The organism is Gottfriedia sp. NPDC057948 (assembly GCF_042887255.1).
In the GTDB taxonomy this organism is placed as follows: Bacteria; Bacillota; Bacilli; order Bacillales; family Bacillaceae_G; genus Gottfriedia.
Map to the genome: position 1 here is coordinate 23,625 of NZ_JBHVPN010000027.1, position 22,757 is coordinate 46,381.

The following is a 22,757-nucleotide window of genomic DNA, read 5'->3' on the forward strand; positions in this document are numbered from 1 at the left end:
AGGAGATCCGTCTATGAGTAAACAATTAAAAGAAAGTCTGACAGTATCTCCCTTTTTTTTATTATTTCTTATTCATAGTACCCAAACAGGTGTTGGCTTGCTGAATTTTCAAAATGAAATAGTAAAAGGAGCCGGACAAGATGCATGGGTTTCGGTTTTAATAGTGGGTATATCTTTTCATATCATTATTTGGTTAATGTTTTACTTGTTAAAGAAATCGAATAATGGAGATATTATGTCTTTACACCAACAATTATTTGGGAAATGGATAGGAAATATATTAAATACTTTTTTTTATGTTTACATGCTTTTAGTCATTACAACGATCATTAGGTCCTATATAGCAGTTCTTATTACTTGGGTTTTTCCATATTTTCCAATTTGGTTATTATCACTTATTATGCTATTTGTTATCACATATTTGGTCATTGGGGGATTTAGAGTCATTACAGGAATCTGTTTTTGGGGAGTAATCATTCCTTCTCTCTTATTGTTAACATTTTACTTTCCATTAAAATATGCATATTGGACGAATTTATTACCAGTTTTTAATCATAGTATAAGTGACTATTATGTTTCAGCAAAAAATTGTATTCTGATGTACTCTGGACCTGAGTTTTTGCTAATTTACTTTCCATTTATTAAAAATAATCAAAAATCTCAAAAATGGGCACATATTTCACAAGCGTATACAATCATTTTATACTTATTTATTACATTCGTTTCATTTGCTTACTTTAGTCATGGACAACTTAAACATATAACTTGGCCAACCCTCATGATGTCAAAAATTATTCGCTATCCATTTATAGAAAGATTTGAATATGTATATATTTTCTTATGGCTCTTAGTAATTCTTCCTCCTTGTTGTATGGCATTGTGGGGAGCGTTCCGAATTTTAAAAGAATCGTTTAAATTTAAAACTAGAAAGTCTTTATGGTTCACAATAATAATTGTTTATTTCATGGTGATCAGTGTCAAAAGTAAATTGGATGTGGAGAAAATAGGGACTTTCATGACATATGTCACTTCTAGTTTTCTTTATTTTTATATACCAATTTTGTTTATTATTTACATGGTCTTTCAAGCTTTTAAAAAAGCCGATAGGAGCGGGTGAAATAGTTTAAATTTGATTTTGCATAACTTTATATATCGAGCTGATAAAGCTCTTTTTTTAATTCTACCAAATTTTAATAATGAATCATCACGAACTAACACCGTTCTTTATAGTATCCATGCGGTATTGCCGGTCTTAAATCAAAAATGTGTCGTGGTGGAATATGCCCAACTTTTGTCCAATAATCAATTATTTTAAAATGTTAGTGTTTTGTTACCAATGTGATATTGAGTAAGTATGCATGAAGTATTACCTTTACATGAGTACATAATAATTTTTTATAGACGATTTTGATTTAATTTGATTAATGTGAAAAAGGGTGAATTGTAATGTTTTATTTATTATTAGTTGTTGGAGCTATATTAGGCTACACTCTGTTAATTCTACCTGTATATATATGCGCAATAATTCTTGTATTGGGTTCATTGTGTTCTTTTATTGCAATTTATATTGAATTAACTATTTTAGAGAAAAAAGTAAGAGCTGATCTATTATAAACTACATAAATAATCAAAAATAAGAATATGTTTTTAGTTAATTATTATTATAACTAAAAAGGAAATACAATTATTTGCAAAAAAGAGTGTAGCATTCTAAAAAATTCTACACTCTTTTTCATTAGTTTTTATTTCTTTAATCTATTAAATATCCTCAAACATATAACCATATCGAGGGACAGAAACAATCTTTTGACCGTATTTACCTAATTTCTTACGTAATCTGTATAAAATGTCACTGTGTCAGTCTGGACGGGATATGAAAAAAATAAAAAAGATCAATATCTAAGTAAATCATCTACAAATATTGCGAAGTATATCGCAAGAGATATGCTAGAAGCTACTGGAGAGCAAAAAAAATGGATGATCTTCCAAAAGACAAAATTATGGAACCAGTTAAAAGTGTGAGCGCACATTTTGATTCTGTTATTAGCAATATTTCATTGAATTGGAAATGTCCTAAAGAATTAATACCTTCAACTTTTTTTGAAGTTAGTTATAGTGTGAATGGTGGTAAAGTACGAACTCAAAAGATACAGGGAACATCCACAAGAATAAGTGGGATTATTCCTGGAAATGTCATAAAGATTAACATTATCGCAACAAGCTGATCTGGAAAGAGTAAGGCAGTAACATGTACTTTCAATTTAACATCTACTGAAGAACAACCTACTCCTCATTTAGATGAAAATGGTAATAGAAAAATAGATGGTAATGAAAATAGTGAAAAAAAAAATTGTAAGAATAGCATAATTTAAAAAGACTTAACTAAAACAGTTAACTTTATTTAGTTTATAAAAATGAGAACGAATGGTAAAAAATAATTCTTTACTGTTCGTTCTCGTAATGATAATATGAAGTTCGAAGGAAGAAGGAAATCACGAAGTACATTCAATAGTTTAGAAAGAATGTTGCGGATACTTCTTTTACAAGTAATTAGGGAATTATATCGATTTAAGAATGTTTGTTCTCAAAAAAACGAGGATCAATTAAATATTTAATAATTTCAAATCAACTTAAAAGTAACGATAGATTTGACTTTCTTTCTCGAGCAGCAAAGGTTTATGCAGGAGCTAGAAATCCGGTAATGATTGACCTTCCAAGTGTCATTCCATTACAAATAGATGTTACAGACGAAAAGTCAATTGCTAAAGCGGCGGAAATTGCTAGTGATGTATCTTTATTAATTAATAACGCTGGATCACTAACAGGGGCTTCATTGCTTGACGGTGAGATGGATAAAATCAGATTAGCGATGGATACTCATTATTTCGGAACTCTCGGCGTGATTCGTGCCTTTGCTTAAATTATCGAAAATAATGGTGGAGGAACAATTCTTAATATCCTTTCTGTTTTATCGTGGGTGAGCAGCTTGAACGAAGGTAGTGCATATCCAGCAGCCAAATCTGCAGAATGGAGTTTAACAAATTCATTACGTCTAGAACTAGCTTCTAAAAATATTCGTGTTGCTGGTCTACATGTAGGTTATATGGACACAGACATGACAACAGGAGTTACAGGACCAAAGTCTAAACCTGCTGACATTGCAAAGATTGCAATCGACGATATCGAAGCCGATAGCTATGAAATTATAGCAGACGATATGAGCCGAATCGTACAACAACGCTTATCTGGTGGTGTAAAAGCGATTTACCCAAAATTGATTTAAATTTATAAACATGAGTATTTAAAAAACAAAATATCCCAAAAATACATGGTTATTTGATTATTTATTAAATTTTCATAATTGAACTAACGCATGAATTAGTTTAAGAGTATGATTAATATAACTATTTAAAATGTAGATGAACAAATTAATAAATGAGGAAAGGGGATTATCATTATTTTTAAAAATAAATGTAATTATAATGAATTATATAAGTTAAAAGCAGATTTAGCGGATCCTATTTCGTGGGCTCGGAGTAATTGGAATTTTGATATTGATGACTTCCAAATCTCTGAAGAGTTATACAGAGAATTAATATCATGGGTACTTGATTATCAAAATTCAGTAGATTTGTTTAAAGCACCTTCACTACTAGAGGATAAGAAAGTTAAACATGATGATAATGCAGTAAAAATCTATAAGGCACTAGGTGAATCAACTCGGTTACAAATCGTAAAATTACTTGCTAGGCAATCAAAGTTATCTTGCCAGGAAATGTCAAATCAATTAAAAGGTCCTGCCAATTCGACATTAACGCACCATTTAAAACCATTACTAGATTGTGGATTATTAACAGTTTACAAAGAAGGAACCTTTAGATATTACAGTTTACAACGAGAAGTACTTGCACAATACGCACCCGCTTTACTTTAATGTTAAAGCGATAAAATTATATTTTAAATTTCAGTATTTCTAGAAATATAGAAATAAAAAATGGAGGAAGAAAAAATGAGTCAAATTAGCAATGAAACAAATTCTTGGGGAAATTTAAAAAATGGTTTAGAAAGTAAATTGTTTGAACCAATAAAAATCGGAGCTTGGAATTTACGCTCTCGAATCGCAATGGCACCGTTAACAAGATCCTTTGCAGATGATCAAACAGGAGTAGTAGGAGAGGATATTGTTGAATATTACAGAAAACGTGCTGCCGATGGAGTTGGTTTAATCATTTCAGAAGGAACGGTCATAAGTTCACGTGGAAAAGGCATTCCTGGAATTCCGGGCATTTATTCGGACGAACAAATTAAGGGATGGAAAGAAGTAACTGATGCTGTGCATAAAGAGGGAGGAACAATGATCGCTCAAATATGGCATGTTGGTCGTTTATCTCATCACGAGCTTGCTGGAAATCTGCCTCCTCAAGCACCATCAGCGATTCCAGCTGAAGGCCTTGTCTCTCGTTTCCGTAAGCCATATGATGTTCCTGAAGAAATGACAATTGAAGATATTAATGAAGTAATCAATCAATATGCGCAAGCTGCGAAAAATGCAATAGCAGCAGGTTTTGACGGTGTGGAAATTCACGGTGCCCACGGATACTTAATTGATCAATTTAATTCAGATATAACAAATCATCGTACAGACAAATATGGTGGTGACCTTGCTCAAAGATTAACGTTTATGAAGGAAGTAATTAAAGCAGTTATCGACGCAATCGGTACAGAACGAACAATGATCCGATTCTCTGCTTTTAAAGCAGATATACCAAATTACATGTGGGAAGATCCAGAAATGGCCATTCGTACATTTGTTGAGGCATTTAAGGAAGCGGGTGCAACAATGATTCACCCATCGATTATGCAATTTGATCGAGTGCTTTCAGATGGAAAAACGATGCATCAATTAGTCCGAAAATATTGGGATGGTGTCATTATTGGGGTTGGTACATTAAACCCAGAAATGGCCAATCAGGCGATTGAAGAGGGAATAATTGATGTCGCTGCTTTCGGACGTCCATTCATTTCTAATCCTGATTTTATTCATCGTTTAAAAAATGGTGAAGAATTGGAAGAATACGATGCTAAGAAGCATCTTAATACACTAATTTAAAGCACTAGAATAGAAATGGATTTAGTAAAAGATATAAGCATCTACATCGACAATAATGTGGAAAAGAATTCCCCCTCTTGATATATATTTCAGAAGGGGAATAGGGATACTATGTAAAATCTTAAGAAAACGAAACCGTGCACACGGAAATAAAAACCGCCTAAGGAGCTAATAACATGAACAAATTCAATCAATTTACCGTAAATCGCAAAACGCCTAGTTATTGGCGTATTACATTTCATAACCCGCCCATTAATCTAATTAATCCAGATACGATGTTTGAGCTAATGACGCTCATGGATCAAATCGAGACAGACCCTCATCTTAAGGTCGTTGTTTTCGACAGCGCAGATCCTGAGTATTTCATAGCCCACGTTGATATAACGCGTGCTGGAGAAAAGTATCCACCAGTTATTGATTTCAGCGCACGTCTTTCTAGGGCCTCGGTTGTCAGCATAGCTGAAATTCGGGGAAGGGCCCGAGGAGCCGGCAGCGAGTTTGCGCTTGCCTGCGATATGCGGTTCGCCAGCAAAGAGAAGGCCATCTTCGGACAACCTGAAGTCGCGGTCGGCACCATACCAGGAGGCGGTGGCATGGAGATATTAACCCGCTTGGCGGGACGTTCGCGAGCTCTTGAGATTGTCCTTAGCGCTGACGACTACGATGCCCAAACCGCAGAACGCTATGGATGGATTAACAGAGCGATTCCCGAAGCAGAATTAGACTGTTATGTGGAAAACTTGGCTCAAAGAATTTCGGCATTCGATAAACAGATCCTAAGTGACGTCAAGCAGCTCCTTAATCGTACCGGAATCCCTGAAGTCTCAGAATTGCAGGAATCCCGATCCGTCTTTATCACGAGAACCATGTCACAAAATACGCAAGAAAAAATTTCAAAGGCGATGGCACTGGGCTTTGGTCAACGAGGTGATTTCGAGCTTCATTTAGGTCAACATTTAGGGGATTTAAAATAATTGAAGTTGGGGAAACCCGCCAACGAGAGCCATGGTCAAGATTCAGATGTGTTGAAACAAATTTCTCCCGTTGCATGCCAGCATTTGAACCTTTACGTGCGATATGAGTTTAACAAACAACAGGTACTATAAGGATGTAGAAGAGCCGGCTGCTCTCGGCTGGGTCCAGGGAGATGAGAGCCTCTTGCGTCCAAATGATCCGGTTACCCGTCAGGAAGCCATTCTTATGATTGTTAGAGCGGCGGGGGTTGTGCTTGAAGGAGGAAATGACGACCTCTTAGCGATATTCAAGGATGGCGAAGATGTTGCTGTATGTGCTACAGGAGGGTTGGAAGCAGGGAATGGGAGACGGCAAGCTCGCTCCACGTGATTTCATTACTCGAGGCCAAGTAGCGGCAATACTTGTAAGATTCGGCTTTAAGATGAAGTTATAACATATTTAGATAACACAAACAAAAGCCCAGTAGTTCCCGAATTACTGGGCTTTTTGAAACTAGGCTTACTTACAGAGCAAGCAAATTGATTAGTGGTAATTCTCATTATTAATTGGTTCCTAAAAAAGGACAAAACCTAATGCAACTAATCCATGCATTAATTGAACAACGCGCGACTAATTCGGTAGTACCATTTTTAATGCACTCCCTGATTTTATTCAGTTTAGAAAATTGGAAATCAAAATCTTCCTTTCGTAGTTAATGAAAATGAGGCTAGCGCGACAACCTTAAAATGGATTAATCTCCCATGAGTGCTACCCATATAGGACGCGACAGTCGGTGGTAAACAGAGGTCGTCGGAATCAGACTAAATGATGGGCTCTAAGGCACCATAGTGCAAAGACCTTCCTCGCCAGCCATTAAACATTACACGATGAACAATTTTCATTCTCTGTGGTGCAGCGCTTACGCTGCATGAGTGGCTAAATGACAGTTTAGTTCAAAAAGGAAAATGAGTGGTTATTCATTCATTTGTATGATAAAGTTAAAATCAGAATATTTAAAAATATTAAAATGGAGGTAACTGTAGTCTGGATTTTATACGTATTATATATATCGTTACTACAGATGACTAATTGAATGTAAATTTTAGTTTAATACTAAGGAGATGAAAGGTGATGTTTTTAAAGAAAAAATCATACTTAGGAGAGAAAAATGGCGTCTCCTACTTGAATGGAGAAGTTGAATTTCAAAGTGTTTCATTAAATGTTTACAGTTATTTAGTGGATGGTGTATTAATTGATACTGGATCGCAGTCCTTACATAGATATTTCGAATCTTTTATTGACCAAGCAGATTTTGATCAAGTAATGATAACTCATTCTCATGAAGATCATTCAGGTTGTGCCGCTTATATTGAAAAAACTAAGAAACTACCAATTTATTTAAATGAAAAAACAATTGATTATTGTGCACAACGTGCAGATTATCCTTTATATAGGCAACTCTTTTGGGGGAGACGAAAGCCGTTTCATGCTAAGGCTATGCCTGAAACGTTTACATCCAGAAATGCGACATGGAAAGTAATCGATACACCTGGTCATGCTTTTGATCATAAAGCGCTATTAAATCAAGAAACAGGTCAATTATTTACAGGAGATTTATTTGTCAGTGAACGGACAAAAGTCGTATTAGCAGAAGAAAGTATCCCTTCAATTATTCACTCATTAGAGAGAGTATTAACTTATGATTTTCAAGATGTATTTTGCAACCATGTAGGGTTTGTAGAAGATGGTCGCGCAGCGCTTGAACGAAAACGTGACTATTTATTATCTATTAAGCATAAAGTATTAACCTTACAAAAAGAAGGGGATTCAGTTGAAGTTATCCGTAATAAGCTATTTCCAAAAAAATATCCAATTATAAAATTTTCAAGCGGAGAATGGGATTCACTACACATTGTCACATCGATAATAAATGAAAATAATGTACGAAAACCCGATTTATTTTAAAAGATATTGAGGGCTTATTGGACAGATCCTTTTAATTTATGTTGAATAAAGTATTAGTAATTTTTAATAATGAATATGGCTAAAATAACCCCAACAAATGTGATTAATCCAGCAAATATACCAGCATAAAACGATTATCCCAATGAATAAATGACTTAAAGTAGGCTGTCGAGTATTTCTCGACAGCCTGAGGATGTCCCTTAGGTACATCTTATTTACCTTTATGAAGCAGGTTCAACTTTTGTTGCAATATAGCCTGAGCCATCCGCCATCCCATTATAGATACACACGATATTTTTGCGAGCCTTTTGCTTTTGCTGATACAGTCCCGACTGATCCGCCCTGGTTGCTTTTGTCGCTCCCTAAAAACCATACAGTTAATTTATAAGTTATATAAGTCCATATTGAACTACGCATGTGTTAGTTAAAGATTATAAGTTGCCAATGGCAACTTTTTTAATGCACTCCCATGAAAATTAAATTCTCCATAAAACCAAAAAAGGGCATACAAAAATAAACTCATAAATAACTTTTTTAAAAAAAGGCTGAGCCTTTTAGGTAATCGTATTCAGTTTAGAAAATCGGAAAACAAAAACCTTCCTTTCATAGTTAATAAAAATGAGGCTAGCGCGACAGTCGGTGGTACACAGTGGTCGTCGGAGTCAGACTAAATGATGGGCTCTAAGGCACCATAGTGCAAAGACCTTCCTCGCCAGCCATTAAACATTGTGTAGACATGGTGAACAATATTCATTCTCTGTGTTGCAGCGCTTGCGCTGCATGAGTGGCTAAATGGCAGATTAGTTGTGCGAAATGTTTCTAGCTTAAATGGAGAATGCTCACATTACTCTGGTAAAGGCTAGACAGTTCCTTTCGGAATTGAAGGATTATATCGAAGAATCAAATGATTGGGTAACGCCTTGAAGGGTTCTCTCTTAGTCGGATAGCACTGGATTAAGTAAGAATGATCGTGTTATAAGCTCGGCGAAAAGGCGTGAGAAATTACCGTACCAGTTCGGCTGGCGAAAGCCTACTCGATGGAGTGGTGTAGTTCATGATGCTTGAGTTGAAAGAATATGGTGAGAATGCGAATAAGCCAACAACAAAGGCTAAGCTGACGAACTTCCGAATGTACGGGTCTATACCTGCGATACATAGAAATGTGTATATCACCAAATTGTGAGGTTAGATGTGGATGAGTAAGACTAACTAATATGAAAATCCATGATACGTTACAGGCGTATGAATGCTAACAGGCTTACAGGAAGCACCTAAGTTCATTCGATAATAGATATAATTCAACATTGTAAGCTGATAACGTGGAGGGCTTACTTCTATTGAAGCGTTGGCAAGGAAAACATTAATGATACTAGTTACTGTATAACTTGTCTTTATATCAGTGAAAGTGGTGGCACAGTACCTATGAAATGTTTAATTCACATGGAGGGATAGCCACTAGACTAATAAAGATTTATTCAACCATGTAAGGCAGTTCTTTATCGATTAATAAGGTTCTTGTGAGACTAAAAGAGGTTTAACTTCGAAAGGAGCAACCGACTTATTGAAACGGGAGAAACTGAGACACAGTGAATATTACAGTATGCAAACTTGTTTTGACATACTTTATGCCCAAAGTGTCAGTGGTCATCACTTCTATGATTTAACAGAGTTAATGTGCTCTGAAGATAATATTCGACTTGCCTACCGAAACATTAAAAGAAATACAGGTAGCAAAACTGCGGGAACAGATAAATTAACGATTGATGATATTATACATCTGTCAGTTACAGAGGTAATAGAAAAGGTTCAAGCAATGTTCAGACGTTACGAGCCCCAAACAGTAAGGCGTGTTTTTATTCCGAAAGGAAAAGGAAAAACCAGACCTTTGGGGATTCCAACAATTTGGGACCGAATCTTTCAACAATGTATACTTCAAATTTTAGAGCCAATATGTGAAGCGAAATTCCATAAACATAGTTATGGATTCAGACCAAATCGAAGCACACACCATGCGAAAGCTAGATTCGAGTTTCTTATAAATAGAGTTGGGGTCTACCATTGTATAGATGTAGATATAAAGAGCTTTTTTGATAACGTCAATCATAGTAAATTACTAAAGCAAATGTGGTCACTAGGCATAAGGGATAAACCACTTCTTTCTATTATATCTAAACTGTTAAAAGCAGAGATTGAAGGTGTAGGTATTCCTACAAGAGGTACCCCACAAGGAGGAATATTATCTCCTCTACTTTCCAACATTGTATTAAATGAGTTGGATTGGTGGATAAGTAAACAATGGGAAACGTTTGAAAGTAACCATATTTACTTAAGCAATGGCAGCAAGTATAAGTCCTTAAAGAAAACAACTTTGAAAGAGTGCTTCATCGTTCGCTACGCGGACGATTGTGCGCCACGAAAGCGCGTCCAAGTTGTGTAAGCAACTTGAAGACAGCTACGCTGTACAAATGATGGCGGTAGGTCCGCCGAAATCGCCATGCAGGTGGAGGTTTCAAACTACCTTAAGGTGCTTTAGTCAAAAGCTATGGTATTGAGCGTTAAGGAAAAGGCAATCAAGAATTGTCAAGTGAGTGTTATGGAGATGAACGAGCAAGTGAACCACTTACGGAAATGTCGAAAGCGTAGAGATTCCATCAAAACCAGGGGGTAGTCGTTAATCTGGGATAAGCTTAGAGGAAACCTGTTTACTGTCTAAGCGGTGGGCGGCATAAAGGTGGCATGAACATAACATAGGCGTTTGTACGGAACGTGGGAACCCACGGACTGATGACAAGGGAGTAATTCAAGCGGAAGAACCGTAAGAAGAGAGTACCAATGCAGTCATGGGGGCAGATTGGGTTGTAGTAGTGATGAAATTTCTGTAATGGAAATGGAGCGAAGAACCCGAATTATCCAGTTTCAAGGATAAGTCAACTTTGAGAGGAGGAGGAGCTTATGCAAGAAACAAAGCCATTCAATATCTCTAAAAACGCAGTAGTAACAGCATTTGAAAGAGTGAAAGCAAATAGTGGAACATACGGAGTAGATGAACAATCCATAGAAGAATTTGAGATAAATAAGAAAGATAATCTCTATAAAATATGGAACCGTATGTCATCAGGAAGTTATATCCCTAAACCAGTAAGAGCAGTTGCGATTCCAAAGAAAAACGGAGGAACTAGAATACTAGGTATTCCTACGGTGGAAGATAGAATTGCACAAATGGTCGCAAAACTATACTTTGAGCCAACAGTAGAACCTATCTTCTACGAAGATTCTTACGGATATCGTCCAAATAAATCAGCCATACAAGCGTTAGAAATAACGAGAACTAGATGTTGGAGAAAAGACTGGGTACTCGAGTTCGACATCAAAGGACTGTTTGATCATATCAGACATGATTATTTGATAGAAATGGTAAAACGTCATACCAAGGAGAAATGGATTATCTTATACATCGAAAGATGGTTAAAGGCACCGTTTCAAATGGAAGATGGCACATTAGAACCGAGAACTGCGGGCACACCACAAGGTGGAGTTATTAGTCCAGTACTAGCGAATCTGTTTCTACATTATGCATTTGATGATTTTATGGAAAAAGAATTCAAATCAGTACCTTGGGCAAGATATGCCGATGATGGAATTGCACACTGTGTTTCACTAAAACAAGCAAAATATCTACAAAAGAGACTTCAAGAAAGATTTGAGCTATTTGGATTAGAACTAAATCTTGAGAAAACCAAAATAGTTTACTGTAAAGACGATGACCGAAAGGGGAATCACCCCAATATTTCGTTTGATTTTCTGGGATATACATTCAGACCAAGACACTCAAAGAACAAATTCGGAAAGTTCTTTACGAACTTTCTTCCAGCAATAGCTGAGAAAGCGAAGAAAGCAATCCGAAAAGAAGTCAGAAGTTGGAGGCTCCAACTAAAAGTAGATAAAGACTTATGGGATATCGCAAATATGTTTAACAAGAAGATACAAGGATGGATTAACTATTACACGCATTTCTATAAATCAGAAATGTATGGTGTACTTCGTCACATCAACCTTTGCATAGTTAAATGGGTTCGTAGGAAATACAAGAAACGAAAACACAGACGCAGAGCAGAGTATTGGCTTGGAAGCATTGCGAAAAGAGACAGAAAATTATTTGCACACTGGAAATTAGGGATATTACCAACGGCTGGATGATGGGAGCCGTATGAGCCGAGAGGTTCACGTACGGTTCTGAGAGAGACTAAGGGGGAGGTACCCTTGGTCTACTTACTTTAAGATAATGTGTAGGACAAGGTCACAGGCAATAAAAATGAATTATGCATTGAAAGACTTCCTAAAAAACAGACTACATCTAGAAACCAGTGAAGAGAAATCTAAAATTATCAACTTAAAGAAGAACTCTTCCGAGTTTCTGGGCTTTTCAGTAAAAGCCATGCGAAAAGGAAAAACGTATGTAGCAAGGTCTGAAATGTCGAAGAAGGCAAAAACCAACGCCTTCGAAAAGATAAAGGAAGCTATAAAACTGGTTAAGAAAAAACCTGGCACTCAGACTGTCTGGAATTTTAATACCGTGGTAATGGGAATCCAAAACTATTATTCTGTTGCCTCTCAAATTACTATTAATCTAAATAAGTTAAACTATCATCTACGCAAAACGTTATACAATCAATTAAAGAATATTAGAACAGAGGCAAGTTTTCATGATATGACTAAGACCTTACAGAAAAGGTACAAAGGTTATGAAAGTAAATTATTTAAGATACAGCAAATGGTATTTGTCCCTATCCATGCCCAACGGTGGAAATTACCACACTGTTTTACACAAACGATATGTAACTTCACTGCCGAAGGTAGAGCGAAAATACATAACAACTTAAAAGCTATCGATAGAAATATACTTACTTACATCATGAGAAACTACATTCCAAATCGATCAATTGAATACAATGACAATCGAATCAGTAAATTTATTGCCCAATATGGCAAATGTGCCATATTAGGAATGGATTTAGGGATAAGTGAATGGCATTGTCATCACATTAATCCTTATCATCTTTCAAAGGATGATAGCTATTCAAATCTTATTATTTTAGATAAAGCTATACATAAACTGCTTCATCTAAAAGATAAAGATAAAATAGAAACCCTTTTGAAATCCTTAAAGCTTACTCGTATTCAGAAGGAAAAAGTAAATACTTTACGAATTAGATGTCAAAATCAAATAATTTAAATTGGAAGAAAAGCACTCGTCTGCTTAATACATAGAAAAGAATAAATTGGATTAGTTGGAACGCCGTATGCGGTGAAAGTCGCTTGTACGGTGTGAACAGGGGGAAAAGGGAGCGATAACTTCAAACCCTTACCTATCTGTATGAATTAGGAATGTCTACAATAAATATTGGAGGCTAATTTTTATTTGAAATTTTGGAGGAAAGTGAATTGATAGAAAAAGGAATTTTTTTATCTGTTATAACTATTTATATATTGTTTAAAGGGACTTCAATATTTTACAAAATGAATTTAAACTAAATCCAATAAAAATTGTAGTTAGAATAAGTGTCCTACTCCTTGCAGAGACTACTTTTGATTATTTTTATTAGTTTAAAAAGGAGAGAATTTTATGAAATCAACAAAATCTGTTGAACCATTATTTACCTCATTTGAAATTGGAGAATTGAAGCTTGAAAATCGATTTGTTATGGCACCAATGACCCGCAAGTTTTCACCGAATGGGATTCCAGGTTCCAATGTAGCTGAATATTATCGACGACGAGCTGAGAACGGAGTTGGTTTAATTATCACTGAAGGTACTCTAATTGAGCATCCTGCAGCTGGAGCAGAACCTGATGTTCCACATTTTTATGGTGAAGAAGCTCTTAACGGATGGGCGCAAGTTGTTAAGGAAGTACATGAGGCTGGAGGAAAAATTGCTCCACAAATTTGGCACACTGGTATGGCGCGCGAAAAGAAAAATTTTCCTGATTCAGATGTCAATCCAATCGGTCCATCAGGTATCAATTTAACTGGTGAAAAGGTATCTGAACCGTTAAGCGTCGAAGAGATTCAAGAACTCATTCAAGCTTACGCAAATGCTGCCTCTAATGCTAAGAAACTTGGGTTTGATGCAGTGGAAATACATGGCGCTCATGGATACCTTATAGACCAGTTCTTCTGGGACGTAACCAATAAGCGTACAGATGAATATGGTGGTGATCTAGTAAGTCGCACACGTTTTGCTGTAGACGTAATCAAAGCCGTGCGTCAAGCTGTCGGTCCTAACTTCACTATTATTTTCCGATTTTCTCAATGGAAAGTTACCGACTATAATTTCAAACTAGCAAAGACTCCCGATGAATTGAAAATTTTCCTTCAACCGCTGTCTGAGGCTGGTGTAGATATTTTCCATGCTTCTACACGACGATTCTGGAAGCCAGAGTTCGAGGAATCAGACCTTAACCTGGCTGGCTGGGCTCGTAAAATTACTGGTAAACCAGCAATTACAGTCGGATCAGTTGGTTTGGATTCAGAGATCATGAACTTATTCACGGAAGGTAAGGGTGGACAACCGGCAGATATCGATAATCTGATCGACCGTCTTGAGCGAGAAGAGTTTGATCTTGTGGCCGTTGGACGAGCACTACTAGCAGATCCGGCTTGGGTAGCAAAAATTCGTGAAGGTAATACCGAAGAACTGCGTTCATTTACGAAGGAAGCTTTAAATATTTTGAAATAAATACAAGGAGTTACTATTCTCTTTGATAAAAAACAGGCATGTTGCTAAAATTGATAAGCCGCCTTTTTTTGAAAATTTTCTATACTCTTATGAGCAAAGAATTCTTATAAATTATTTAAAGCATCTGCTATTGGAGTTTTACCATCGCACATTGAGAACTGCATATTTTTTTGTTTAGAGCAAGAGTCACAATTAAAGAAACCAAACAACTACAATTGTGATTTGGTTGTTCATTTGCAATCAAAATCGTGTTCAGTTGTCATCTATTGTGATGAAAAAGTTTTATTAATATCGAATTAATATGTAAAAAAGAGGGAATGAAATTCCCTCTTTTTATTAAGGTAAGAATCTAAATCACTATATATCATATAACTTATACATCTTAACACCATTAATTTCTATGCTAAAATTATACTCCTATCTACCTGTTGATTTTTCTCCTCGAAGAATCATACAAGTGCTTAAAGCATGGGCGACTAAGGAACCTCCTTCATCAAAAACATCACACTTAATTAAGCCTATAGTATTTCCTCTTTTCATTACCTCGCCTTTTGCTATAATTTTTTCGTTCCAGACGGGTTTTAAATAGTTAATTTTAAGTTCTACGGTTGTAAAGGATTCATTAGTTTCTAATGTACTCGCAAAGGCTACACCCATCGCCATATCTGCAATATCGCATAAAATCCCACCGTGGATTGTTCCCATAGGATTTGCATGTTTTTCTGTATCACATTGTAATTCAAAAACCGCTTTTCCTTCTTCTACATTTACAAGTTCCGCACCAATTAACCTTGCAATAGGCGGCGGTGGAACCTCGCCATTCATAATTTTTTGCATGTCTAAACCTTTTTTACTCATATTAACACCCTCTCATTAAAAATATACAAAACGGTCTGTTTTTATTATACATTTGAATAGATGTGATTTGTCAATATAATTATAATATTCAGATAAAATCATGTGATTTTGAAGACTTAAAGAGTTATACTAAATATAACAGACCATTTAGTTTGAAAAATAATTCAGAAAAGAGGACAAATATGCGAAAAGGCGAACGAACTAAGTTGATGATTATTGAAAAAGCCTCTGGACTATTAAATACACAAGGTTATATGAGTACTCCTATTACTACTATCATGGTAAAAACCGGGATGGAAAAGGGAGGAATATATAATCACTTTAAAAGTAAAGCAGAACTTTCATTGGATGCATTTTCTTACTCAATTAAAACCATGTCCATGACATTTCAAATAGCAATTGAAAACCAAAAATCTACTATCGATAAGCTGAATGCTATACTTGATGTTTTTTTGTTTTTAGCAGATGGGAAGCCCATTCCTGGAGGTTGTCCGATCTTAAATGCAGCGATCGAGTCAGATGATGCACATCCCGATTTAAGGGAGGCGACAGTAATGGCAATGAATGATTTATATTCAATGATCCTTCGAATAGTTCGAAATGGGATAAAAAACGGAGAAATTATCCCTACGATAGATTCTGAAACTTTTACAACTATATTTATCTCCACAATTGAAGGATCTCTAATGATGACAAAGTTATATTATGATACCATTTATATAAACCGCTCTATTGGCTTTTTAAGAGATTATCTTATTAAACTTGAAACGACGAATAATTAAAAGATCTGGAGAAAGAAAAAGCGATAGCCAACAAGAAGCTATCCCTTTGAAACAATCAAATTAATAAAGTAGTTTATTTAAATTCTGATAACTATAAAATAAACTGCAGCTTTTACCAATCTTCTTGGATGGTACGGCTGCAGTTTTTTGATGAATAGTTTGTTGTATCAATGGAAAATATATACATGTTTATGAATTAAATTACAAGTAGAAAAAGGGGAGATTGCTTGAAAAATGAATAATGATAAAATTTCAATTAGTGCAGCATTAATTCTCGTCTTCCTTTCCAGTGTATTCTTCCACCATTTTATGTTGATGACAGCAATACTTGACATCGCAGGTCGAGATGCTTGGATATCGGTAGTTATCGCTTTGCCAGCTCTATTAGTCTGGCTTTGTATTTTATATTACATCATGATAAAAACAGAACAAAAATCCATCACCTATCTTATAAAACAGCGATATGGAAATTTAGCATATTATATAATCGTAATTCCCATATTAGCTTTTTTATTGATTAATTCATATACTACTTTAAAAAGTACCTCTGATTGGATCACAATAATGTACTTACCGAAAACACCAATAATTGTTATTGAATTATGTCTATTATTAATTTGCACTTATTGTGCTTATGCTGGTATAACATCCATTGCTTTCATTTCAGTATTTCTTTTACCTTTTATAATTTTTTTCGAGTTTTTTCTAGATGGTGCAAATATCCAATTTATGCACATTAATTGGGTGAAACCGATGTTACAGAATGGTTGGAATCCAATTTTTAAAGGTAGCTTTTCTATTGCAGGAGGATATATAGAGATCTTGTATTTGCTTTTAATTCAACAACATATCAAAAAGAGAGTTAAATTCAAGCATTTAACTATTTTAGGGATATGGATCTTACTATCCTCACTTTTTCCATTATTTTATTCAATCACTTTATTTGGTCCTCAATTATCAGAAAAAATGCGTTATCCTGTTTTTGATCAATGGAGACTTCTCGGCATTGGTCAGTTTATTCAACATGTAGACTTTATCTCTATTTATCAATTTATGTCATCTTCTTTTATTAGAATTTCATTATGTATGTACTTATGTGTAGATATTTTAAATATTAGATCAAAACAAACGCTAAAAAAATTGTTATGGTCTTTAAGTTTTGTATTATTAGTAGTCGTCTGTATACCAGTTACGGATTTAAGTTATATTACTATTGTAAAAAATAATTATAGCCTTATTTTTGTACCAGTTATCTTTTGCATTACAATTTTACTCGTACTCTTTGTTTTAAAATTTAAGGTGAAACTAAAAGGGGGATGAGTCTCATATTTATAATAAGTGAAAAAAAAATAAGAAAACTATTTAACAACTGTGCCGATGTGCAAATAAAAGTTCATATCATAAATAATGGTACGAAAAGTGAACGAGTGCTTTTTGTCTATTCTAGTGGAATGATTGATACCATCCATATGAACCAATTTGTTTTACCTAATCTCCAAAATAATACTTTACAATTTACACAAATCAATTGTAGTGAAAAAAATCCTGAGCAACAAATTACAATGAAAGTTTTTTCTGGTGAATTAATTTTATTTTTCGAAAAAACTGGTGAGCTTTGTACTTTGAATATATCAAAAATTCCACAACGTCAACCTGAGGAATCCACTTATGAGGTTTCAATTAAAGGTGCTCGTGATGGATTTACAGAATCTCTAGAAACAAATGTGGCATTAATTCGAAAACGGGTACCTAGTACTACTTTATGTAATGAATTATTCAAGATTGGTAAACGAAGTAATACTAGTGTTTCGTTACTCTATCTTTCAGATGTAATAAATGAGGATATTATTGCGGAAGCAAGAAAAAGACTTAATTCAATAGAAGTAGATATTCTAAATGGTGTTTCTCCTCTTGAGGAACTTCTATCAGAATCTCCATATTCGATTATCCCATCTTTAAATTATAATACTAGGCCAGATATGGTAGTCGAGTCACTGCAAAGAGGACGCTTTTGTATATTAATAGATGGTGCTCCAGCGGCATTAATAGCACCTATAAATTTACAATTATTACTTAAATCTGCTGAAGATATGTACATGCCATATTATTTTGTGACATTTGAAAGAGTATTAAGATATCTAGGTTTACTCATATCAGTCTTACTTCCCGGTTTTTACATCGCAATGGCAACTTATCATCAAGACCAAATTCCATTTCCAGCACTTGCAACAATTTCACTTAATTGTAAAGGTATCCCATTTTCTGCAGGGATGGAGTTAATAATATTAATTATTCTATTTGAAATACTGCGCGAGGCAGGTATGCGATTACCAAAATCAACAGGTCAAACTGTTACGGTGGTAGGAGGGTTAATAGTAGGAGATACTATGATTCGTTCGGGACTTTCTTCTCCGAATGGAGTTGTTATTGTTGCAATCACATTAATGTCTCAGTTCTTAATTGTAAACCAGTCTTTTGGAAGTGCAGTTATATTAATGAGAGCAATCTGTATTTTAATGGCTTGTGTCTTAGGTTTGCCTGGTTTAGTTCTTGCTCTTTATCTTATTTTAATCTATGTCTCAACGTTGAAATCTTTTGGAGTGCCATACATGTCTTCATTTGATAATCCATTTGATAGTGACTACATAAAAGGTTTTATTCAAGTTCCAAAACCATTTATGAGAAAAACTCCCAAATTTTTAAATACAAAACTTGGACAACAGGGAGATGAGTCAAATTGAAACGGAGGTTAATACTACTAGTTGTTCCAATTTTACTTTTAACAGGATGTTGGGATCAAAAACAATTAAGTCAACTAACATATGTTTCAGCTCTAGGCGTAGATTATGTAAATAATGAATTTGTTTTATATTTTCAAGTATTGGATTTTGCAACTATTGGTAAATCTGAGCAAGGAAGTAGTGGAACAGAAGGTCCTAATATTTGGATTGGTAAAGGAAAGGGTTCTACATTTGCATTGGCTTGGGACGCAATATACAATAGCACCCAACAAAAGACGTTATTTGGTCAAATTAGTTCCGTTGTGTTTAGTGAAGCAGCTTTAGGGAAAAAACAAGTAGCAGAATCGATGGATACAATGGAGCGTTTTATAGATGCTAGAATTACACCTTGGATTTATACTACAAAAGAACCAATTGATAAAATTTTTGCTGTAGAACCTATGCTTCCTAATTCACCTATTTTGACGTTATTACATTTACCGAATGGAAACTATGAACAACATTCACTAATTTCACCGATGAAAACCGTTGAATTCGCTGCACTTATTAATGAACCTAGTGCATCAATTGTCGTACCAACAATTGGAATACATGATGAACTTTGGAAAAAAGATGATAAAAATATGCCAATGATGAATGTGAATGGAGCTTTTTTGTTTTATAAAGGGAAAAAACCACAATGGATATCAAAAGACGATTTAATAGGATTGCGGTGGGTTGATCAGAATACTGAGAGTACACCACTTTCTCTTAACGAAAAAAACGGAAAATTAAAAGCATTGCTTCCAATTGAAAAACCAAATATTAAAATTCAAACTAAGATTAACAAATCAGGTGCTCCAAAATTTAATTTGAAAATAAAAGTAAATGCAACTGCGAATCAGTTAAATTCCCAATTCAGCAATAAAGTATTAAAAAATGAAGTGAAAAAAAAGATAGAACAGGAAATCCGTAATACTTTTTTGATAGGAATAAATAAAAAGCTAGATGTACTTCATTTAGAAGAAGAATTGTATAGAAATAATTATAAATCCTGGAAATCAATTACTAAAAAAGATAAATATCCATTAACCTCCCATTCTCTTGGTACTATTAAAGTAAAGGTTATACTCAAAGATAGGGGAGAATTAGAATAAAGTTTAGATTAAAGTGGTGAACTGAATAAAATATCCCTTTGTAGTAACTATAGCGGTCTATTTTTTATTAATAATACAAAGCCAATAAAAATAATGATTCTGTTTAATACAAATGAGTTCACTTTTCGTTCAAAATTGTAAAAATATGTACTCACACATTTACAGCGGGAGAAGAGGTAATCGCTTTCAAGAGATATCTCAGATGCTGAAAAAGTAAAGATCAAGAAACTGCTTCAATTCCTCCAATTTTTCCTAAGCTTATTCTTGGATAAAAAGTTCATTAAAAATGCTTATACGACTTATTATTTTGCTTTGACACAAATGTGTTTACTGTTAATATTCTAAAATCGTTTTATCGCAGGTAGGTAACACAATTCAAACAAATTTTGGTCACAAAAAATGCACCTCCAATTGTTATTTGTGTCTAAAAATTGGGGGGCATTTCACGTAATAGCTACTGATCCATTATTACGGCTAAATGACGCTAAAAAGAAAGTATTAGATAGCTACTGCTGTTTCAACATATTATTCAATTAGTCAGATTGAGCACAACGCTCTAACCATATGTTGACCTCTTCAAGCCGTTTGGTATAAGCTTCGCGTATCGTATATGCAGCTTGAGAACCAACCGGTAAGCAAAGCGGTGAATTGCAGCTTGTTATTGACAACTAAGTCGATAAGCATTAAAATTATCTCGAATTAAAGATAAATTTAATTTTATAAATGAGTAAATAAAAACGTTGGAATTATCTTTTTAATAATTTCGACTTAAATATTACCATCTAGATAGTAAAGCAAAAATTTAATTTAATATCTCGAATTAAAGATTTTTTTATAGTAAGGACAATCTTGTTTTCAGCACTTTTTCAAAAAGTGATTCTCATTATAATTAATTTAGATTGGGGGTTTTTATATGAAAACTCAACATGTTGGTATGACAATAGGGTTATATATTAATTACTTTCTTTTAGGTATGATTAATATCATTTTTTCATCTAATATGAGTTTTCTAACAACACAATTAAATACGGATAGTTCGGGAATAGGTTTCTTAGTTTCAGGGATAGGGATTGGAAAATTAATCACTTTAAGTGTATCTGGTAGACTTTCAGATAAATTTGGCAGGAAACCACTTGTGGTAACAGCCTCATTTTTATATCTAATTTTTTTGATTGGTATTCCACTAGCACCTTCTTATAAATTAGCGTTTTTGCTTGCCATTATTGCTGGGGTAAGTAATTCAATATTAGACTCTGGCGCTTATCCTGCACTTATTGAAGCATTTCCAAAAAATACAGGATTATCAACTGTATTAATAAAAGCATTTATATCAATAGGAGCAATGATCCTTCCAATCTTAATTTCATATTTTATGAATCACAAAATTTTTTACGGATTTTCATTTTTTATACTTGCATTTATCTTTTTGATTAATGGAAGTTTCTTATCTTCGGTTAGTTTTCCTAAGAAATCTAATAAGAATGATGAAGATAACATCAATGAAGAAGATCGATTTAGAACAAAACCAAATATTTGGTTGGAAGGCCTAGCTACCATTTTTATGGGATTTACAACCACAACATTATTTATGATCGTACAAGTTTGGCTCCCAACTTATGGTATTAATAAACTTGATATGAGTAGAACTGAATCTATTCAGTTATTGAGTTATTTCAACATTGGATCACTAATTTCCGTTTTAATACTTGCAATAGTTATCAATCGGTTTGTAAGTCCAATATTAATATTAATTTTGTATCCATTTTTAACTTCATTATCTTTATTGGTATTATTATTTAGCCAACAACCAATTTTGTTAATAATAAGTTCTTTTCTTATAGGTTTTTCAACTGCAGGTTTATTTCAATTGTGTATTACAGTAATAGTCGAGTTCTTCCCTAAAAATAAAGCGACAATATCGGCTTATGTAAGCACTGCATCAAGTTCTGCGTTCATTGTAATCCCTTATATTACAGGGTTATTAGTAAAAAATATCGGAGTTACTGTTGTGTTTTGGTTAGATTTTATAATTGCAATAATCAGTATTATACTAGCAACTTATGTATATTATCGTCATAAAAAAATTTTCAAAAAATTAGTGATTTCAACAGGTATAAGAAGAGCTTCATAATTATGTCTAAAGTTTATACTTAAATTAAATTGATTTTGTTAAAACTTTATAGTCTTATTATCTTTTTCTTCATTAAATAGCGAACTATTCATTGGAGGTACTTAATTATTGCTGGGTTTGATGGAACAACAGCAAGTAATAATCAATTAGGATCATTATTCAATTTATAATCTAGAAAATGCTAAAAACAATATGAGTAATTAAAATGCTGAGCTATCCTAGAAAAATAACAATCAAAAACCTGTTCTCAAATTAGTCTGAACCCTGTTTTTGGGACTTCAGAAAAAACACCTATGCCGCAACCTGCTCCCGATATTTTATCGGGGGCAGGTTATTTAGTTTTA

General features: G+C 34.2%; 17 protein-coding genes and 1 pseudogene. 17 read left to right on the plus strand and 1 reads right to left on the minus strand.

Annotated features, from left to right (window positions below; translation table 11 throughout):
- Window positions 1-13 precede the first annotated feature (13 nt).
- From ACFVRR_RS23030 to ACFVRR_RS23085, 12 genes and pseudogenes are all read left to right on the plus strand, one after another.
- The gene (locus tag ACFVRR_RS23030) at window positions 14-1,117 is read left to right on the plus strand and encodes a GerAB/ArcD/ProY family transporter (protein ID WP_387333008.1); all 1,104 of its coding nucleotides are present in this window, start codon (window positions 14-16) and stop codon (window positions 1,115-1,117) included.
- An 856-nt stretch (window positions 1,118-1,973) separates the two neighbouring features.
- Window positions 1,974-2,225 (plus strand): hypothetical protein, encoded by a 252-nt coding sequence (locus tag ACFVRR_RS23035; RefSeq protein WP_387333010.1) that lies wholly within the window; start codon window positions 1,974-1,976, stop codon window positions 2,223-2,225.
- Between the two features lie 353 nt (window positions 2,226-2,578).
- The gene (locus ACFVRR_RS23040) at window positions 2,579-2,920 is read left to right on the plus strand and encodes a Rossmann-fold NAD(P)-binding domain-containing protein (protein ID WP_387333011.1); all 342 of its coding nucleotides are present in this window, start codon (window positions 2,579-2,581) and stop codon (window positions 2,918-2,920) included.
- A 3-nt stretch (window positions 2,921-2,923) separates the two neighbouring features.
- Window positions 2,924-3,283 carry an SDR family NAD(P)-dependent oxidoreductase gene (locus ACFVRR_RS23045; protein WP_387333037.1) on the plus strand — a complete coding sequence of 120 codons (360 nt, stop codon included), beginning with the start codon at window positions 2,924-2,926 and terminating at the stop codon, window positions 3,281-3,283.
- Between the two features lie 348 nt (window positions 3,284-3,631).
- Entirely contained in the window at window positions 3,632-3,934 is a 303-nt protein-coding gene (locus tag ACFVRR_RS23050) for an ArsR/SmtB family transcription factor (protein ID WP_387333013.1), read from the plus strand.
- Window positions 3,935-4,009: 75 nt separating this feature from the next.
- Complete coding sequence (locus ACFVRR_RS23055) at window positions 4,010-5,110, plus strand: alkene reductase (protein WP_387333015.1); 1,101 nt, start codon at window positions 4,010-4,012, stop codon at window positions 5,108-5,110.
- Window positions 5,111-5,286: 176 nt separating this feature from the next.
- On the plus strand, window positions 5,287-6,084 hold the full coding sequence (locus tag ACFVRR_RS23060) for an enoyl-CoA hydratase/isomerase family protein (protein WP_387333017.1): 798 nt from the start codon (window positions 5,287-5,289) through the stop codon (window positions 6,082-6,084).
- Window positions 6,085-7,195: 1,111 nt separating this feature from the next.
- Window positions 7,196-8,029, plus strand: a complete 834-nt coding sequence (locus ACFVRR_RS23065) for an MBL fold metallo-hydrolase (protein WP_335489748.1) — start codon at window positions 7,196-7,198, stop codon at window positions 8,027-8,029.
- Between the two features lie 1,561 nt (window positions 8,030-9,590).
- Window positions 9,591-10,433, plus strand: a pseudogene (locus ACFVRR_RS23070) (reverse transcriptase domain-containing protein); the annotation flags it as partial.
- 548 nt (window positions 10,434-10,981) lie between these two features.
- Window positions 10,982-12,226 (plus strand): group II intron reverse transcriptase/maturase, encoded by a 1,245-nt coding sequence (gene ltrA, locus ACFVRR_RS23075; protein ID WP_387333019.1) that lies wholly within the window; start codon window positions 10,982-10,984, stop codon window positions 12,224-12,226.
- A gap of 115 nt (window positions 12,227-12,341) precedes the next feature.
- Window positions 12,342-13,262 carry a hypothetical protein gene (locus tag ACFVRR_RS23080; protein ID WP_387333021.1) on the plus strand — a complete coding sequence of 307 codons (921 nt, stop codon included), beginning with the start codon at window positions 12,342-12,344 and terminating at the stop codon, window positions 13,260-13,262.
- Between the two features lie 390 nt (window positions 13,263-13,652).
- The gene (locus ACFVRR_RS23085) at window positions 13,653-14,765 is read left to right on the plus strand and encodes an NADH:flavin oxidoreductase (RefSeq protein WP_387333023.1); all 1,113 of its coding nucleotides are present in this window, start codon (window positions 13,653-13,655) and stop codon (window positions 14,763-14,765) included.
- Between the two features lie 417 nt (window positions 14,766-15,182).
- Here the strand turns inward: ACFVRR_RS23085 and ACFVRR_RS23090 are convergent, their stop codons facing one another.
- The gene (locus tag ACFVRR_RS23090) at window positions 15,183-15,623 is read right to left on the minus strand and encodes a PaaI family thioesterase (protein ID WP_335489741.1); all 441 of its coding nucleotides are present in this window, start codon (window positions 15,621-15,623) and stop codon (window positions 15,183-15,185) included.
- Window positions 15,624-15,805: 182 nt separating this feature from the next.
- Here ACFVRR_RS23090 and ACFVRR_RS23095 point away from each other — a divergent pair, with 182 nt between their 5' ends.
- The 5 genes from ACFVRR_RS23095 to ACFVRR_RS23115 all read left to right on the plus strand — a co-directional run bounded on the left by ACFVRR_RS23095 (window position 15,806) and on the right by ACFVRR_RS23115 (window position 22,413).
- Entirely contained in the window at window positions 15,806-16,405 is a 600-nt protein-coding gene (locus ACFVRR_RS23095; protein ID WP_387333025.1) for a TetR/AcrR family transcriptional regulator, read from the plus strand.
- A 234-nt stretch (window positions 16,406-16,639) separates the two neighbouring features.
- Window positions 16,640-17,725, plus strand: a complete 1,086-nt coding sequence (locus tag ACFVRR_RS23100) for a GerAB/ArcD/ProY family transporter (RefSeq protein WP_387333027.1) — start codon at window positions 16,640-16,642, stop codon at window positions 17,723-17,725.
- On the plus strand, window positions 17,722-19,146 hold the full coding sequence (locus ACFVRR_RS23105; RefSeq protein WP_387333029.1) for a spore germination protein: 1,425 nt from the start codon (window positions 17,722-17,724) through the stop codon (window positions 19,144-19,146). Before ACFVRR_RS23100 ends, ACFVRR_RS23105 begins: the two co-directional genes overlap by 4 nt.
- Window positions 19,143-20,282: a Ger(x)C family spore germination protein gene (locus ACFVRR_RS23110; RefSeq protein WP_387333031.1), complete on the plus strand. Its 1,140-nt coding sequence runs from the start codon at window positions 19,143-19,145 to the stop codon at window positions 20,280-20,282. The genes ACFVRR_RS23105 and ACFVRR_RS23110 overlap by 4 nt, the downstream gene beginning before the upstream one ends.
- A gap of 913 nt (window positions 20,283-21,195) precedes the next feature.
- Window positions 21,196-22,413 (plus strand): MFS transporter, encoded by a 1,218-nt coding sequence (locus ACFVRR_RS23115; RefSeq protein ID WP_387333033.1) that lies wholly within the window; start codon window positions 21,196-21,198, stop codon window positions 22,411-22,413.
- Window positions 22,414-22,757 lie beyond the last annotated feature (344 nt).

What these genes read in the sequence shown, in the direction of transcription:
- ACFVRR_RS23115 (WP_387333033.1), top strand. Translation starts at nt 21,196, where the DNA reads ATGAAAACTCAACATGTTGGTATGACAATAGGGTTATATATTAATTAC.
- ACFVRR_RS23090 (WP_335489741.1), bottom strand. Translation starts at nt 15,623, where the DNA reads ATGAGTAAAAAAGGTTTAGACATGCAAAAAATTATGAATGGCGAGGTT.
- ACFVRR_RS23100 (WP_387333027.1), top strand. Translation starts at nt 16,640, where the DNA reads ATGAATAATGATAAAATTTCAATTAGTGCAGCATTAATTCTCGTCTTC.
- ACFVRR_RS23055 (WP_387333015.1), top strand. Translation starts at nt 4,010, where the DNA reads ATGAGTCAAATTAGCAATGAAACAAATTCTTGGGGAAATTTAAAAAAT.
- ACFVRR_RS23065 (WP_335489748.1), top strand. Translation starts at nt 7,196, where the DNA reads ATGTTTTTAAAGAAAAAATCATACTTAGGAGAGAAAAATGGCGTCTCC.
- ltrA (WP_387333019.1), top strand. Translation starts at nt 10,982, where the DNA reads ATGCAAGAAACAAAGCCATTCAATATCTCTAAAAACGCAGTAGTAACA.
- ACFVRR_RS23085 (WP_387333023.1), top strand. Translation starts at nt 13,653, where the DNA reads ATGAAATCAACAAAATCTGTTGAACCATTATTTACCTCATTTGAAATT.
- ACFVRR_RS23060 (WP_387333017.1), top strand. Translation starts at nt 5,287, where the DNA reads ATGAACAAATTCAATCAATTTACCGTAAATCGCAAAACGCCTAGTTAT.
- ACFVRR_RS23035 (WP_387333010.1), top strand. Translation starts at nt 1,974, where the DNA reads ATGGATGATCTTCCAAAAGACAAAATTATGGAACCAGTTAAAAGTGTG.
- ACFVRR_RS23030 (WP_387333008.1), top strand. Translation starts at nt 14, where the DNA reads ATGAGTAAACAATTAAAAGAAAGTCTGACAGTATCTCCCTTTTTTTTA.
- ACFVRR_RS23105 (WP_387333029.1), top strand. Translation starts at nt 17,722, where the DNA reads ATGAGTCTCATATTTATAATAAGTGAAAAAAAAATAAGAAAACTATTT.
- ACFVRR_RS23095 (WP_387333025.1), top strand. Translation starts at nt 15,806, where the DNA reads ATGCGAAAAGGCGAACGAACTAAGTTGATGATTATTGAAAAAGCCTCT.
- ACFVRR_RS23080 (WP_387333021.1), top strand. Translation starts at nt 12,342, where the DNA reads ATGAATTATGCATTGAAAGACTTCCTAAAAAACAGACTACATCTAGAA.